At 35.2% G+C, this 16,325-nt stretch carries 12 protein-coding genes and 1 pseudogene; all 13 read right to left on the bottom strand.

The annotated features are described in order from the left end of the window. Positions 1–54: 54 nt before the first annotated feature. Positions 55–147 (bottom strand): annotated as a pseudogene (locus tag BBROOKSOX_RS04920) (hypothetical protein); the annotation flags it as partial. 32 nt (positions 148–179) lie between these two features. Continuing rightward, entirely contained in the window at positions 180–2,450 is a 2,271-nt protein-coding gene (locus BBROOKSOX_RS04925) for a DUF262 domain-containing protein (protein WP_139660136.1), read from the bottom strand. Positions 2,451–2,471: 21 nt separating this feature from the next. After that, positions 2,472–3,269 carry a serine/threonine-protein kinase gene (locus BBROOKSOX_RS04930; RefSeq protein ID WP_257607770.1) on the bottom strand — a complete coding sequence of 266 codons (798 nt, stop codon included), beginning with the start codon at positions 3,267–3,269 and terminating at the stop codon, positions 2,472–2,474. Next, the gene (locus tag BBROOKSOX_RS04935; protein WP_139660138.1) at positions 3,259–4,632 is read right to left on the bottom strand and encodes a DUF262 domain-containing protein; all 1,374 of its coding nucleotides are present in this window, start codon (positions 4,630–4,632) and stop codon (positions 3,259–3,261) included. Before BBROOKSOX_RS04935 ends, BBROOKSOX_RS04930 begins: the two co-directional genes overlap by 11 nt. A 7-nt stretch (positions 4,633–4,639) precedes the next feature. Further along, complete coding sequence (locus tag BBROOKSOX_RS04940; protein WP_139660139.1) at positions 4,640–5,452, bottom strand: phosphoadenosine phosphosulfate reductase family protein; 813 nt, start codon at positions 5,450–5,452, stop codon at positions 4,640–4,642. After that, the gene (locus BBROOKSOX_RS04945; RefSeq protein ID WP_139660140.1) at positions 5,445–8,702 is read right to left on the bottom strand and encodes a hypothetical protein; all 3,258 of its coding nucleotides are present in this window, start codon (positions 8,700–8,702) and stop codon (positions 5,445–5,447) included. The genes BBROOKSOX_RS04940 and BBROOKSOX_RS04945 overlap by 8 nt, the downstream gene beginning before the upstream one ends. Then, positions 8,692–9,543: a DUF4007 family protein gene (locus BBROOKSOX_RS04950; protein WP_139660141.1), complete on the bottom strand. Its 852-nt coding sequence runs from the start codon at positions 9,541–9,543 to the stop codon at positions 8,692–8,694. Before BBROOKSOX_RS04950 ends, BBROOKSOX_RS04945 begins: the two co-directional genes overlap by 11 nt. 64 nt (positions 9,544–9,607) lie before the next feature. After that, entirely contained in the window at positions 9,608–11,041 is a 1,434-nt protein-coding gene (gene gatA / locus BBROOKSOX_RS04955) for an Asp-tRNA(Asn)/Glu-tRNA(Gln) amidotransferase subunit GatA (protein ID WP_139660146.1), read from the bottom strand. Between the two features lie 7 nt (positions 11,042–11,048). Beyond that, positions 11,049–11,333, bottom strand: coding sequence for an Asp-tRNA(Asn)/Glu-tRNA(Gln) amidotransferase subunit GatC (gatC, locus tag BBROOKSOX_RS04960; RefSeq protein WP_139660142.1), 285 nt, complete (start codon positions 11,331–11,333; stop codon positions 11,049–11,051). 9 nt (positions 11,334–11,342) lie between these two features. Continuing rightward, positions 11,343–11,948: a DUF948 domain-containing protein gene (locus tag BBROOKSOX_RS04965; protein WP_139660143.1), complete on the bottom strand. Its 606-nt coding sequence runs from the start codon at positions 11,946–11,948 to the stop codon at positions 11,343–11,345. Continuing rightward, positions 11,945–13,021, bottom strand: coding sequence for a 3-dehydroquinate synthase (aroB, locus tag BBROOKSOX_RS04970; RefSeq protein WP_139660144.1), 1,077 nt, complete (start codon positions 13,019–13,021; stop codon positions 11,945–11,947). Before aroB ends, BBROOKSOX_RS04965 begins: the two co-directional genes overlap by 4 nt. After that, the gene (locus BBROOKSOX_RS04975) at positions 13,008–13,175 is read right to left on the bottom strand and encodes a hypothetical protein (RefSeq protein WP_180323855.1); all 168 of its coding nucleotides are present in this window, start codon (positions 13,173–13,175) and stop codon (positions 13,008–13,010) included. The genes aroB and BBROOKSOX_RS04975 overlap by 14 nt, the downstream gene beginning before the upstream one ends. Positions 13,176–13,194: 19 nt before the next feature. Next, positions 13,195–15,966, bottom strand: coding sequence for an isoleucine--tRNA ligase (gene ileS, locus BBROOKSOX_RS04980; protein WP_139660145.1), 2,772 nt, complete (start codon positions 15,964–15,966; stop codon positions 13,195–13,197). Positions 15,967–16,325: the final 359 nt, after the last annotated feature.

Below are 16,325 nucleotides of genomic sequence, written 5' to 3' on the forward strand. Positions count from 1 at the left end.
CATATTTTGAGGGCACTGCATTAAACCCACTACACATACTTGCGAATTTGGTCACGCCCCAAACTGAGTCGTTGCCGCTGAAAATATCTTAGATTTTGTGTTTAATTGAGCGTGAATCTCTAGCCCGATAACTGTTTCCCGCTCCATATTTAACTCCTAATTAATACCCAGTAGACTTACTATTTTTCAAAGCCCAGCCATTCCACCGCTAACTTCTTCCAAATCATTGATCCTAGATTTTCAGTTCTTTTCTCTATAACTTCGTCACCCCAATCTTCTAAATTAGTTAATGACTCTAAATATGGGAAATGTTGAGATTGAACAAGAATTGATTCTGTGCTTTCCCCAAATTTAACCTTACTATTTTTTAAATGCTCTTTCTGCTCTTTTAGAGTTTTTGCAGATAAAGCCTTAAACATCAACTCTTTTTCTTTTAATTCTCGATTGCCTGCCGAACTATTAATACTTTTTGGCAATAAAGTAAGATTTCCCAGTGTATGTTTTCTTTCGTCACTCACGCCACTCCAATTATTTGTTTGCGGAGATATATGCTCTATTGATTGAAAAAATAAATAATCAAAACTTTTATTTAAAGTTTCAGATACTCCACTTCTAGCCTCTTCCACTAAGCCAGTACCTTGGTTGCTTGAAACAACACCATCAAATGCCGAGATAAGCATTAATTTACACACTTCCTTATTCTCAGTATAAATACCAATATTTTTAATTTTATCCAACCATGTTTCTTTAGAATAAATTTCGACGCCATCTGTTGCGCCCTTAAATAAAAAATATCTCAATGCTGTCTTTAGGTTTTTTAAACTAATATTGTTTTCATTCTTTTGCCTACAAAAGGGTAATATTGCTTCTTGTGCCTTCTCAATACCATCATTGCCCCTGACCCTAGGTTGCTCTACACCTTTAGACATTAACCCTCTATAGCAATTATCTATACCTGCAGTCCCTGTTCTCACGGATCTCCATAATACAAAAAATGCAGCAACAGTTTTAATTGCACCGACAAAATCATCAGCATTAGAATTGTCTAACAATGACTTACTATAAAATCTAGATAACAGTGCAATGGCAATAATATGTTTTTTTGCTAAGAATTGTAGGCAAGTTAGCGCTACTTTGTCATTTTTTAATTCATTTACAATAATTTCATCTGGATTATTGTTAGATAAATTCCAAATATTATAAAATTTACCAACAATAGCTAAATTTTTAACAAAGCCCTCTTTTGCTTCAATTTTTCTATATTCATCACGCAAGTATATTCTTTGCTCTCTTAACTTTTTAGACAATGCCTTGCCGTTTTCAGATAGAGAAAATGTTGTAATTAGTTGATTAGTAGATGCATCCCTTCTTTTTGGGTCAAGTTTTAAATAATCTTCTATTTGCTCCATATGTTTTTTAGATGAAGAACTAAAATACGCTTCTAAGCCGATATGCTCTACTACTTTAGGTTTAAAGGTTTCAAACGCCGTTAAAGGGTCTCCTGTTGTATTTAAAGAATCAAACATTTCAAAAGCATATTCTTCTTTTTTAGCGACAATATCAGCAACAAATACTCTTTGCAGGACAAATCGAAGAATGAGCAATAAAATAAATATTTCCTTCTGATCTTGGTTATTGGCGATATCCTTTTTTATCCCTCCCTCTCCATCTGCACCTGAAAATATAGACTCTTCTATGTCTAAAAGATGCGTTTTACCTATCATCGTTTTGTGAATATCTAATTTATCCTTCAGAAATTTAGCGATAGAACTCTTAAAAACACCTAAATTAGCATTAATTCCTTTATGACTCTCCCTATCTTTGTCTACATTATCAACAGAATAAACAAATGTTTTTCTTTTATTCTTATTGTTTGCAACAAAATTTATATACTCTTTTAATAATCTGGCTATTGGAGAATCGTATTTCTCTTGGTCATCATCTGTTGCCCACTGATCATCATAAGCCCTTATAATTTTAGGATAATCCCTAGACTTATTTAATCCATAATTTTTAGGAGATTTGTACATATTACTCACGAAAGTTAAAGTTTCCAATACTCGGCTTAATGCCTCCTCATTGTCTTTTGTTAACTTTTTTCTAATGGCATTATCAAGAGATATAATTAATAGCAACATGGTTGTTAATCTTTGTTGCCCATCAATAATAACCATAACTTTTGATGGAGTTTCACCTCTAACAATAGGGGCAATAGATTCATGCTTTATATCGTGCATGGTTATCACAGACCCCAAAAAAGTAATATAGTCTTCACTATTACCTAATTGCTCTAATCCATAAACAATATCCTCCCACATTCGGTTAATATCATCTTTCTTCCATGAATAAGGTCTTTGGTAAGCGGGAATATAAAAACATTTCTCCTGTTCATCGGCAAATAATTTTTTCATATTGACGGTGTCAACACTAAATACATTTTTTATATCCATAATATTCTTCCTTTTTTGTGGTTATCCTATAATAGCTTGTTCAATTTGCTGGAAAAATTCATTTCCATCTTTGGGTCTTACTGTTTTATCATTGTGCAGAGCGTTAAATATTGGTTCAAATAATTTTTCAGGTCCAGTCCAATCTGCTTTTCTTAACACTCCTGTTGGATGCATTCTATTAACGATCAACCAAAATATTGATGCTAATTGAAATACATCAGATGATTTACTGATATCGTCATTAATACCACAATTACGATTATTCGCTTCTGGAGACATCCAAAAAGCAGGCCCCACCTTCTCTCCATCTTTAGTAATTGAATCTTGCGCTGTATCGCTATCAAATTTACACAATCCATAATCACTCAACAACCATCTTCCATTGGAAATCAGAATGTTGTCTGGCTTAATGTCTCTATGAATAGCTTTTTCGTGCAAACACGCTAATGCTTTAGATAACCCTCTAAATTGAGCAAAATATTCTTCTTTAGTAAAAGATTCTTGATTTCTAAATTTTTCTGTTAAATTTTGTTGTGCAAGTTCCATAATAATGAATGGATGCCTCTCATGCTCACCACTACCTATATATTTGATTAAATGATCGTGTTTAATAATTTTGTTTAATTTAATTTCTTTTTTAAATCTATTGAGTCTATTGCCATTTACATGTCTTTGAAATTTAATTGCATATTCATTACCTGATGCCTCATCAATGCATTTATACACATCAGCATTACCACCATAACCAATATTCGCTTCAATCTTATAATCTACACTATCCACTTTTACCACTTCTGGAGGGTTAATCTTATTGCGCATCTTTTTCAAGGCAATTTCCACAAATAAATTTTGAATTAGTTAATTGGTAATTTGATTCTTGGTCATCCCAATAGAGCTTTGATTTGTACAGATATAATTCTCCATTTTCGTCTTCATAACTTAAATTGTCTTCACTCTCGCATTTACCACAATGAAAATATGATGGACAGCCGTATGCACCCATTGAACTTAGGTTAATATCTCTGCTCTGTATTACTTCAATCCAATCAATAGCAATATTACTTAATTGTTCATTACTTTCAACAGAAACATTGCTAACATATGTTCCAGATAAAATATTAAATAAGAAATTAACCCTCCATTCTCTGCTTGCTTTAGAATTTGCATCAGACAAACATCTGGTAGCATATTCTCTAAACAGGTCAATATTTGAATGGGGATCAGTATATTTATCCATAAATAATAAATCTGTTCTTAAATTTTCTAAATTTTTATTTCCAATATTATGTCCCAACCTTTTCAATTTACTTATTGCAAAAAATAAAGCATAAAAATCAGCTTTTTGCTTAAATCTTGTTTTACCAATAAATCCTTTAAATTTTAACTTTTCATGATAACAAGCTGTTATCGGCCCACTTTGCCCAGTGTGCTCTTTTTCGTTAAAAATTAAGTGTATATCTTTAAGTATTTCAATAAATTCCTTCTCTATTTTGTCTTTTTCTGTAATATTCCAATCAGCATAATCCTTATAAAAATCATCTAATGTATTTTTTTTATCTTGAATTCCGCCTATCAACCCTGCTAATAATTCAGACACATATTCAACATCACCAAATCTTCTTCTATTGGCAATAGTAAAAACTTTTGCTTTATCAAAAAAGGGGGTGCCTGCTAATTTGTTAGATAAATTTAAAAAATCCCCAGGAAAATCTGAGCGCCTCATTTCTTGTTTATTTAAAGCAAACACATATCTATTTACTCTAGAATATACTTCTCTTAATTGCTCATCTGATGCACCAATAATTTCGTTAAAATTTAACATATACCCAACAAATTCTCCTCTTGTATTGTCTGGCAATTCACTAAACTTGCAGCCTTGATATTCTCCTATATAAGGACTTTCTAGAGAAAATTCATCTCTCATAAAGGATAAAATTGCTGTAATTCTTTGCTGTCCATCTATCACTGAGAGATAAGGAGTGTCACCTTTAATTGTTTTTGATATAAATATCTTAGGCATTGGGATATTTTTCAAAATTGTGTCCATAAGCATAATTTGTGCTGACTTTCCCCATACACTTCTTCGCTGAAATGGAGGCTGTAATTCTAAACGATTAGAGTCGGAGGTGGTTTTGAGATGTGATATGTCATGATCTCTTGTGTTCCATCTAATATTTCCCATACTATCCTCATAAACTACAAATCAAGCAAGCTTGGTCTTCATCATCTTGCCCATCTTCTATTAAAATATCTTGCCAAGAGCGATTGTCTTTCTTCTTTGCAAGTTGTTCTTTTCTTTTTTTACTGTTTGCTAAAATTTCGTCTTTCCGTTCAACTAATTCTTCAAGTGTCATGCCTTGAATCCAAGTATAGCCCTTGCCACCCTCTTGCTTTTCCATTTCAACTGCTCGAGCAAATTCTTTAGGATGTCGTTCTGCTAGCCCCAACCACTCTTCTCTTCGTTGAAAAAAACAAAAGAAGCAACCTGAGCGACTACGCCATTCATAGTATTTTGGAATGCCCACCGTTTCTCTTAATAAATTAAAAATATCCTCTCTAACTAAACCGTCTTCAATAAAAGGAAAAACTGGTTTGATGTTTTTTTTATTGCTAATATAGCCTTCACGATTTTCATCGGCACGAATACCAATATAAGAAATACACTCATCATTACCAATAAATTCCTCAAAAGGCGCTAACTTCATATCTTTAGTACACCAACGCTGTTGTGGCGATGGCAACATCCCATCTTTCATTTTAAGATGATGAAAAAAATCTTTTCCTGTTTTTGTAGCCTGATCAAAGCCAAGTCTTTTTATTTTTCTGCCCAGATAAATCTCTAATTTATCCAAAAAAGTGTAAATTTCAGGCAATTCTACGCCTGTGTCAGTAAAAAAATATTCTATATCAGGCACTTTGTTTTTCTGTTTTAAATAAATAGCCAAGGCGGCACTATCTTTACCGCCAGAAATACCCAATACATGTCTTACTTTTTTAGCCATTTTTAACCCTCGCTACTTGAACTGATACACCTTTTAATATTTTGGTCGCTAATCTTATTTTGGCATCATTAGATAAAATATTGACACTTTCCATAATGGCTATTTCCTGAGGATCGGTTATTTCATCTTTCAAATGATAAGACCTAACTTTGCCTAAATTGATAATTAATTTTATATTTTCTGATAATTTTTGCTTAACTAAATCACTATCAATATCTGTCCACTCTTTGGGGTGTTTATTATTTATAGATATTAAAATACGCTCAAAATAATAATCTGAATTGGCAGAGTTTTCACCAATAACCTTAATAAATTTTGTTGTTTCTTCATCTGTAGAATAGGTTTGTAAATTTTGCCCGTATTCTACTAATTTGGTTTTTACTTTGCCTTTGGTTTGATCTAATTTTTCTGACAAAATTAATATTTGATTATTAATCATTTTGCTGTAAGCATTTTTAATTTCTTGTAATGATTGCTTAACCACATCTCCAAAACCCTTGGTGTTATTTTCATCAAAACCACATGCTTCTGGCAATTTTCTAAATAATAAGTCCTGAGGGCTTTTGTTATTTTTAAAGGCATCTCTTACTTTTTGTGCAACCTCAGAAATATTCTTAGTTTGCTTGGTATAAGGTGGAATATCCTTTATAAACATCGCCATTGCTTGAAATAATTTTGGTGCATTTGGTGCGCTTTTACCCTCTAGCAGACTGTTCTCATATTCTTGTAAGAATGATTGAGTAATTCCCTCTATTTTAAATTGTTGAAAGGTAAAAGTATCTGGGCGTTTTAAAAAGCGCTCTAAATGTTCAATTGTAAAATACGGCACATAAAAACGATCTTCGTAAACAGCAATTTCATCTTTATTGGATAAATAAACTGCAATATAAAAAATAGGCAATACTGGTTTTTTAATACCAAAAGGAGGTAAAGTCAAAGTTTCATCTAAAGTGGAAAAATTTTGTGCTTGATCTTTAGCGTTATTAAAAAAACCTTCTATTATTTTCCACACTTTCAAATAGTTAGTATCTGTAGGCGGTACAACCCCCCAAGTGCCCTTTACTTGCTTATGCATACCGCTACTTTCTAAGATAGCTTTATACATACTTTTTTCTGCAGGATAGGCTTCAATGCCTAAATCTCGTTGATCAGAATTATTTAATAATGCGATTAATAATTTTCTACGACCTGCATTCGCTTGAGCGGATGGGTTGTTTCTGTTAATAAGTTCATTTTTAATAATTGGCGTTTTGTCATAAATGCCTTCTAAAGTGCTAGAAATTAATTTTTGAATATCTCTTTTGTTATTTATAGACTTTTGATTCTGATTTTGATACCAGCAACAGTTCATAGGGTTTTCTACAATCTTATTAAGTTCATTAGTTGCTTTTCTTTCAGTATTGGCTAAATATAATTTAAACTCTCTTTGCACTACAGGGTCCTGTCGAACAACCGAGTTATGTATTCTTACATGCTCTAAAGCCGTTTGATTTTTAATAATCTGTTTAATTTGTTCGCTATTATTCAACAAAACACAAATATCTTGCTGAGAGAAGTATTGCACTAACTTAGTTTTAAAGGTTTCTGTATCTTTTAAAGTATCACTTAAACAAAAAATAATCCTTGGATTTATGGCTTGTTTATCTTGTCGCCTATATTCTGATACATTAATAAAAAGTGGTTCAAAATAAAATAAACTGTGTTTTTCAATAGAATATTTTTTTGCAACAAATGGCAGAAAAACTGAGGTTTCATTTAATTTATCTGCAACATTTAATGTGCACAATTGCACTTCTTGCTCGGCTAATTCGGCATTAATATCAAAATCACTGCCTTGCCACACGCGATATTCATTATTAAATTTTCGATAATAAACAATTGATTGTTTCTCAATATTTTCAATATTTGTTTCAAAAAGACTGTCGCACAACCTTAGTAATGATTTTGATGCTGGAATTTTGCTAATAACATTTAATAAACCAATGGTTTTAAGTAGGCTTACCTCTTCTATATTATTTGTTAAAAATCTCTCTATTGCACTATTCACTTCAACCGTTGTTCTTTGCACTTGTAAATCATTGGTTAATATTTGACCTGTTAAAAAATAATCAAAAATATCCTCTGGTAAAACAAAATCACCTACTGCCATTTTGTCTAATTTTGCAAGCAACGCTAGTGGCTCTGAACCACCCAAATAATTAAACAAGGTTCTTTCATTTTGCGCTACTTTCTGGCATAGAGTAGGCAGTAGAAGAGCTGTTATCGGATGTAATGGGTAGCAATTTTTAAATAAACGCTGCGCTGTTTTTGTGTCAAGTGAAACAGGTAATAATTGATTTTCTTTTAGAACTTTAACTGCATTTTTTATTTTAATTTGTATGGGCTTTAGTTGCGTTTGGCTAAGTTTATTTTGAAAAACCTGCCCCATAATATGCAAGGATTGAGTAACAGTCTCTACAAGTGATAAAACTTCATATCTTCCTTGTATTTTTGCCCATTCGTTTTTAAGTTTGGTATTTAAATTTTTGCCGTATTGCTCAAAAGACTGATGTAGCAAAACGAACAATAAAATGTTGTTGTTATAAGTTGCTTCTGCAAGTATTTGTAATAAAAAAATATCATTACTTTCATGTCGAGCTGAATATTCTAAAAATTTACCCAGTTCATCAATAACAATGAGTAGCCCTTTGCCGTCATTATCTTGAATATTATTTTGAATATTAACAACTAAATTACTAATTTTGATCAATGATGCGTTGCCATCAGATAGTAACTCGTCAATCATCGTCAGGCTTTTGTCGTCTGTTATATTTGATACTGCAAAATAATTAATGACGCTTGTTTTTAATGTCTTTAAAAATACTGTAATAAGCGAATCTGGGCTACCTGTAATTAGCACTTCACAATAACCGTTAGAACCCTTTAAATGCTTACTAATATTAGTTGCAACATTAGCATTTTCTATGCGTAATTTTTTACACGCTAATTTGCCAAGTGTTGCTTTTGGGTTGCTAAGTAAATGACTTAAGTACAGAGCAAATGATGATTTTCCTGAGCCGTAAGAACCAATCAACGACCATGCTTTATTAGTATTAGAACCTTTCTGTGAGTTAATAATATTTTGAATATTTTGCATTGCTGTTGAAGTTAAAACATAACTTTCTAGCAATTCTTTAGCTGATTTATCTCTATCTAAATTAATGGACTTAGCTAATGTCGTCTTAACAGCAATTAATTTGTTAAGTTGCATAATATTTTTTTAGATATTCGTAAGTATCGGTAGTAATACTTTTATGTAGTTGAAAAACACCAGCATCTTCTCTTAAGTGGTAATCATTATATTTTTGTGTTATTTTTTCTAAAATAGCAATCAGTTCATCTTCTCTTATTTTTAAAGCAGGTGCAAATGCATTGTCTCCATACATTAAATTTTGCACAGAAACAGTTTTATCATTCCTAAACCTTTCGTTGATATTATGAGTAACTACTTCAATTGGTATGTTTTTAGAACCAAAGGAAAAATGATATTTTCCATCAAAATATTGAATTAAACCCAACAAAGATAAAGGGGATTCTAACATATCTTCTATTTGAGTTTTTTTCGATTTATGTGGTGCATACATTCTTAAAATTACCTGAATATCCATTTTTAAGGTTTTTTCTGACCCCTTCCAATTATTTTCACTTGCATAAGATAAAAAAGCATTTCCTGCTTCTTCAGCACTAAACTCATTTTGATGAAAATGGTTAAATAACCAATAAACTGAGGTTGCTAATTCTTTATTTTGAACAAGCGCTAAATGCAATAACCATAAAGAGGCATCATCTTCTAAATAAATATCTTTCTGATTTAAAAACTCACCAAATTCAGTGATTGAACCATTGTCTATAACTTTGGTTGCTGTTAACCAATAACGAATAGCGGCAACCATATTTTTACCGACACCCAAATTGACCGTTGCATCATCAGAGGTAAATACATCAGATATTTTGTGGGCTTTTTTAGCTTGTATCGCTTGAATACCTTTTGTTATCCAGCCATAACGAAGCTGAAAAGAGCCATGTCTACCAATTGTAAAGGTGTTGCTCATACATTTTTTTTAAAAAAGTTTTTTGTTGATTTTAACATTTATTATGCTAAATTTAGCATAATAATTATGGGGTTTGAGCATGCCAGTCGGTTTGTTGTTGAAACTGGTGGGCAATGTTAAGAAGTTTGGATTCTGACCAGTAATTACCAATCATTTGCAGGCCGACGGGCATTTTTTGGGAGAGACCGGCGGGGATGCTCATGGCGGGGAGTCCGGCGAGGTTGGTGCTAAGGGTGTAGATATCGGCTAGATACATAGAGACAGGGTCTTTGAATGAACCTAAGTCAAATGCGGTGGTTGGGCTAACTGGACCCATAATGACATCAACTTTTTTAAAGGCTTCTTTAAAATCATTGCTAATCAGGTGTCTGGTTTTTTGGGCTTTAAGGTAATAGGCATCGTAATAGCCAGCAGATAGTGCATAAGTACCAATCATAATGCGGCGTTTGACTTCCTCGCCGAAGCCTTCGGTGCGAGAACGGAGATAGAGGTCTTCTAGGTCTGTTGGGTCGGTGCAGCGATGTCCGAAACGCACGCCATCCATTCTGGATAGGTTGGATGAGCATTCGCACGGGGCAACAATGTAGTAAGTGGGGATGGCGTATTTTGAGTTTGGTAATGAAATTTCTTTGACAACTGCGCCCAATGCCTCAAATTCTTTAACGGCTGCCATAATAGCCTTGGCAACACCATCATCTAAACCCTCAGCAAAAAACTCTTTGGGCAATCCAATGGTTAAGCCTTGGATTGAGTCGTTAAGATTTTGTGTGTAGTCTGGCACTTCTGTGTCAACGCTGGTTGAGTCTTTTTCATCAAATCCAGCAATGGCATTGAGTACGATGGCGCTGTCTTCAGCGGTTTTGGTTAATGGTCCTGCCTGATCAAGACTGGAGGCGTAGGCAATCATACCGTATCTTGAGACGCGCCCATAAGTTGGCTTGATCCCCGTAATGCCGCACAAACTGGCTGGCTGACGAATAGAGCCACCCGTGTCTGTGCCAGTGGCAAATGCACTAAGTCCGCCTGCAACAGCCACGGCCGAACCACCGGATGAGCCGCCTGGCACTTTGTTAGTATCCCATGGATTTTTTACCGCACCATAAAAGGAACTCTCATTACTCGAACCCATGGCAAATTCATCCATATTTGCCTTGCCTAACATCACCAAACCCGATTGATTGAGTTTGTGGCTCACGGTTGCATCGTAAGGGGCAATAAAATTATCCAACATCTTAGAGGCAGCGGAGGTTTTGACGCCATGGGTGCAAAAGATATCTTTGTGTGCATAAGGAATGCCTGTGAGTGTAGTGGATTGACTACTGGCAATATGCTGGTCAGCGACTTGCGCTTGTTTAATTGCAATTTCATCGGTAATAGTAATGAATGCGTTTAAATCTGAGGCATTAATTCTGTCCAAGTAATGTTGGGTTAATTCAACAGAAGAAAATTCCTTATTCTTTAGCCCTTGCGCTAACTCGGCGATTGTTTTATCGTGAATATTCATATTACTCAATAACTGTGGGCACCAAATAATGTTGTTTGCCAATTTTGGGTGCAATTGATTGGAAAGACTTTGACTGGTCTTGTTCTGTCACTTTGTCTGCCCTAAGACGCTGAGTCATATGTAGCGGATGCGCCATTGGTGTGATGTTATTTGTATCAATTTGACCGAGTTGTGTTGCCAACTCTAAAATGGCGTTTAAGTCCTTGATGGTTTCGTGTTTTGTATTCTCGTCAATAATTAATTTGGCAAGATTGGTAATTTGTTTAAGTTCAGTATCACTAATCATATCAAAAAATTATAAAAATGGAACGGAATCAAACACACGCATTGGTTTAGAAAAAGATGATCTTAATTGTGAGATGTCTTTTTGCATCCACAACATAGATTTTTGCATGCCAATCATATTGTTATTCATTTCTTGCATATTTGCCAACATTGGTTTTAATACACTCATCTTAGTGTTGATTTGACTCATGTCTTTAGAAATATCATCCAGACGGTTTAATTTAACAGCAATCGTTGTCATGTTCTTACTCATTAATGACATATTTTGATCCATGTTATTAACGGATTGATTCATTCTGGCAACATTTTTAGACAATTGATCAATGCTACGAACCATTGAAGACATATTCTTACCCATATTTGGATCCATTGATTGGGCAAGTTTGGTCATGTCTTGAGTGATGGAATAAATAATCAAAAAACCACCAAATGCCAGCAAACCAAAAACAATTAATGACGGCATAAAAAAGCGTTCAAATTTGGAGTCTGTGCGCTTGTCTGCGTGCTCTTCCACACTTTCCAGCATTTTCTCCAAGTCAGAAATACTGGTGCTGATCATGACATCATCGTCGTTAATGGCGTCACTCTTAATGTCTTTATTTTCTTTATCGCTCATAAAAAATCCTTAATTGTTTGCTTTAAATTATGTTGTTGGTAATCGTTACTAATGAAGGCTTGTCCCATTTTTTTCATCAAAACAAGACGAACCTCCCCACCAATGGCTTTCTTATCAACGCTCATTGCATCTATAAAATCTTGGTAGTCTATTTTACTGCTGATAGTTATAGGTAGATTGACTTTTTGCAATAAATACTCAATTTGTTGCACCTCTTTATCGGTGATAAAGCCTTCTAATGCCGACAACTTGGCTGCCATTAGCATACCCACGGCAACTGCTTCTCCGTGCAGATAAACACCATAGCCCAATGTATTTTCAATCGCATGCCCAAAGGTATGCCCTAAATTGAGTAGTGCGCGTTTGCCAGCTTCCAATTCATCCTGCGTGACAATATCAGCTTTATCAGAGCAAGATTGAAGCACAACCTCAATGATTAAATCTTTATCTCTAGCCATTAAGCCGCCTATCTCATTGTGCAGATAAGTGAAAAAATCCGCATTACCTAATAAGCCATACTTGATGACTTCAGCCAATCCTGCTGAGTATTGTTGGTTGTCCAAAGTGTCCAAGGTATCAACATCAATCACCACGCATTTTGGCTGATAAAAACTGCCTATCATATTCTTACCCAATGCGTGATTTACCCCTGTCTTACCGCCCACACTGGAATCAACTTGTGAGAGTAAAGTGGTTGGAATTTGGATAAAATTAACGCCGCGCTGATAGCTTGCTGCTGCAAAACCAGTCATATCCCCTACAACACCACCACCCAAGGCAATTAAAGTGCAAGAACGATCAAAACGCACCTCTAATAACGCTGTAAATATTGTATTAACGGTGTCTAGCGTTTTATACTGCTCACCATCGGGCAAAATAACCTCAGCCACTGTAAAAGCAGAAAGTAAGGCCCTTACCTTAGCAAGATAAAGTGGTGCAACAGTTGTGTTAGTCACAATCATGACTTGCTTGCCAAGAATGTGCTTGGAAAGTAAGGCTTTTTGGTTGAGTAAATTTTGCCCAATATAAATTGGGTAAGATTTTTCGCCTAAATCAAGATTAAGTGTTTTCATTATTCATTGAGACTTTTGCATAAGTAGGAATGATTAGCAAAATGACAAGTTTTGCCGAATTGGTGATTTTATGAAATATAGTCATAGCAAAGCTATGGCTGTGTTTCATAAAATTGTCAAGTTGGTGAAAAATGGCGTTTTGATGATTATTCATATTTATGCAAAGGCCTTCATTATGCATATTTTCTTTCTTCGCCATCGCCCGTAACATTTTCCACGCAACGACTACAAAGTTCAGAGTGCTCGTTATTGCTACCAATGTCTTCACGATGATGCCAACAGCGCACGCATTTCTCGCTCTCAGATTGAGTAACTTTGATAAACACACCCGCACCTGCTTCAACACAAGCATCATTTTTTTTGCTGATTGGATGAATTCTAGCATAAGAAGTAATAAAGACAAAGCGCAATTCATCGCCTAATTTTTCTAGCAATTTATAGGTGTTGTCATCACAATAAATATCCACTTCAGCATCCAATGATGAGCCAATGATTTTATCATGACGCATCTGCTCCATTTGTTTACGAATAAATGGATTAATAGCACGCGCAGTGTCAATCGCCTTGTTGCTATAACTTGCATCAAGCACTTGATACCATTCTTGCAAGAAAATACTGTCATTTTTTTCATCTGGCATACTCTGCCAAATCTCTTCTGCTGTGAATGACAATACTGGCGCCAACCAACGCACCATTGTTTCTAAAATATGATTAAGTGCTGTTTGCGCACTGCGTCTAGCAATTGAGTTTTCCTGTGTGGTGTATTGTCTATCCTTGATAACATCCAAATAAAAACCACCTAAGTCATTGCTACAAAAATTTAAGATTAACTGTATCACTTGATGGAAATTATAGTGCTCATACGCTTGCAAAATTTGAATTTGCAAGTTGGCAGTTTTTGACATTATCCATTTGTCTAAATCTAGGATTTTATCTTCATTAAGTTGGTGTGTTTTGGGATTAAATCCAGCGGTATTTGCCAATATAAAGCGCATGGTGTTACGAATGCGGCGATAAGAATCTGCACTGCGTTTTAAGATCTCATCGCTCACCGTCATCTCGCCAGTATAGTCTGATCCTGCAATCCACAAGCGCAGGATATCTGCACCGAGATTATTCACCACCTTTTGTGGGCTCATCACATTGCCAAGCGATTTAGACATTTTCTTGCCGTCTTTATCAACCGTGAAGCCGTGTGTTAATACTTGCTTATAAGGTGCTTTGCCATTGATGGCAACTGATGAAATTAACGAAGATTGGAACCAACCACGATGCTGGTCTGAGCCTTCAAGATATAAATCTGCTACATCAGACAACTCGTCTCTTTGTTTTAAAACTGCAAAATGCGAAACCCCTGAATCAAACCACACATCTAGTGTATCGGTAGTTTTATCGTAGTCTTTAGCATCGGCACCTAAGAAATCTTCAATATCAGCTTCAAACCACGCCTCAATGCCATTCTTTTCAATTTTATCTGCCACTTTAATAAATAACGCTTGCGTATCTGGATGTAATTCACCCGTTTGCTTGTGTACAAATAGTGTCATCGGCACACCCCAAAAACGCTGCCTAGAGATACACCAATCTGGACGATTACCAACCATCAGTTCAATGCGTTTTTTGCCCCAGTCAGGAATCCAATCAACTTTCAAAATTTCCCTATTCACTGCATCACGCAAGCCATTTTGTTGCATAGAAACAAACCACTGCGGCGTTGCACGAAAAATCACCGGCGCTTTATGGCGCCAACAATGCGGATAAGAATGTTGCAGGGGCTCATACTTAACCAGCGTATTTGTATTTTCTAAAATTTCAATAACACTGGCATTAGCCTTAAAAATAAACTGTCCAGCTAATAATTCTGTGTCTTCAAAAAACACGCCACGACTATCTACAGGACACTCAACAGGCAAGTCATATTGCAAACCAACCGCGTAGTCTTCTTGACCGTGCGCAGGCGCTGTGTGTACTGCACCTGTTCCTGCCTCAATAGTCACATGCTCGCCCAAAATCACCGGCACTTGCTTGTCATAGAATGGGTGTTGTACTTTTAAACCCTCAATCTCACTCCCTGAAAAAGTTTTCTCGCCAATAGTGGCACCCTGTATGTCGTAACGAGAAAGTGCATTTTCGGCTAAGGCTTGTGCCAACAATAAATATTCATTGCCCGTATCAACCAAGACATAGTCCAATTCAGAATGTAGTGCAACGGCTTCATTCGCAGGTAGTGTCCAAGGTGTAGTGGTCCAAATAACGATAGATACCGGCTTATCAACACCAAACAGTGTGTTGTCAATCAAAGTGAATTTAACATCAATCGCATCAGATTTCTTATCTTTGTATTCAACTTCCGCTTCAGCCAATGCTGAGCCACACTCAGTACACCAATGCACCGGTTTGTAACCTTTAGAAATATGATTATTCTCAACTATCTTACCTAATGCACGGACAATATTCGCCTCATAACCAAAGTCTTTGGTTAAATAAGGGTTATCCCAATCACCCAAAATACCCAAGCGTTGAAAATCTTGTTTTTGTTTATTGACTTGCGTATCGGCATATTTTCTGCACTCTGCTCTAAATGAATTGGCATCAATCTTATGCCCAACTTTGCCTTTTTTCTTTTCAACATTAAGCTCAATCGGCAACCCGTGGCAATCCCAACCTGGCACATATGGTGCGTCAAAACCCGACAAGGTTTTAGATTTAATAATAATATCTTTCAGTACTTTGTTAACAGCATGACCGATATGAATATCGCCATTTGCATACGGAGGACCGTCATGCAAAATAAACTTTGGCTTGCCTTTATTGCTCTTGCGAATTTGGGCATATAAGCCATCGTCTTGCCATTTTTTCAAAAATCCGCCTTCTCGATTAGCAAGATTGGCTTTCATTGCAAATTTGGTGAACGGTAAATTTAAACTAGATTTATAATCGGACATTAACGCTTAAAATAATTAAACTAAAAAAAATACCATTATACTAGAGAGGAATACCGAAACCTTAACAAAACCCTGCCCCAATCCAAAAATAAAAACCAAAAAAATGCACAAATCCCAACTGATATAATGATTTCAACAAAAAAACAGTTTCACCTATTAGGTGAATACCAAAGACAACCAAGCCCCTCATTAACCAACCAAACTTTATGCGTTTATGAACATTTTAAACTACAAACTTGATACAACTAACGAACTTTTAACTTCTCGCATTGGACTTATTACACCAGCACACACTATTCAAGTATTGGATTTATCAAAAACAATAGATCAACACTTCCCCGCATTGGGTAGTAATTGTG

It is taken from the genome of bacterium endosymbiont of Bathymodiolus sp. 5 South (genome assembly GCF_900128535.1).
Lineage (GTDB): Bacteria > Pseudomonadota > Gammaproteobacteria > PS1 > Pseudothioglobaceae > Thiodubiliella.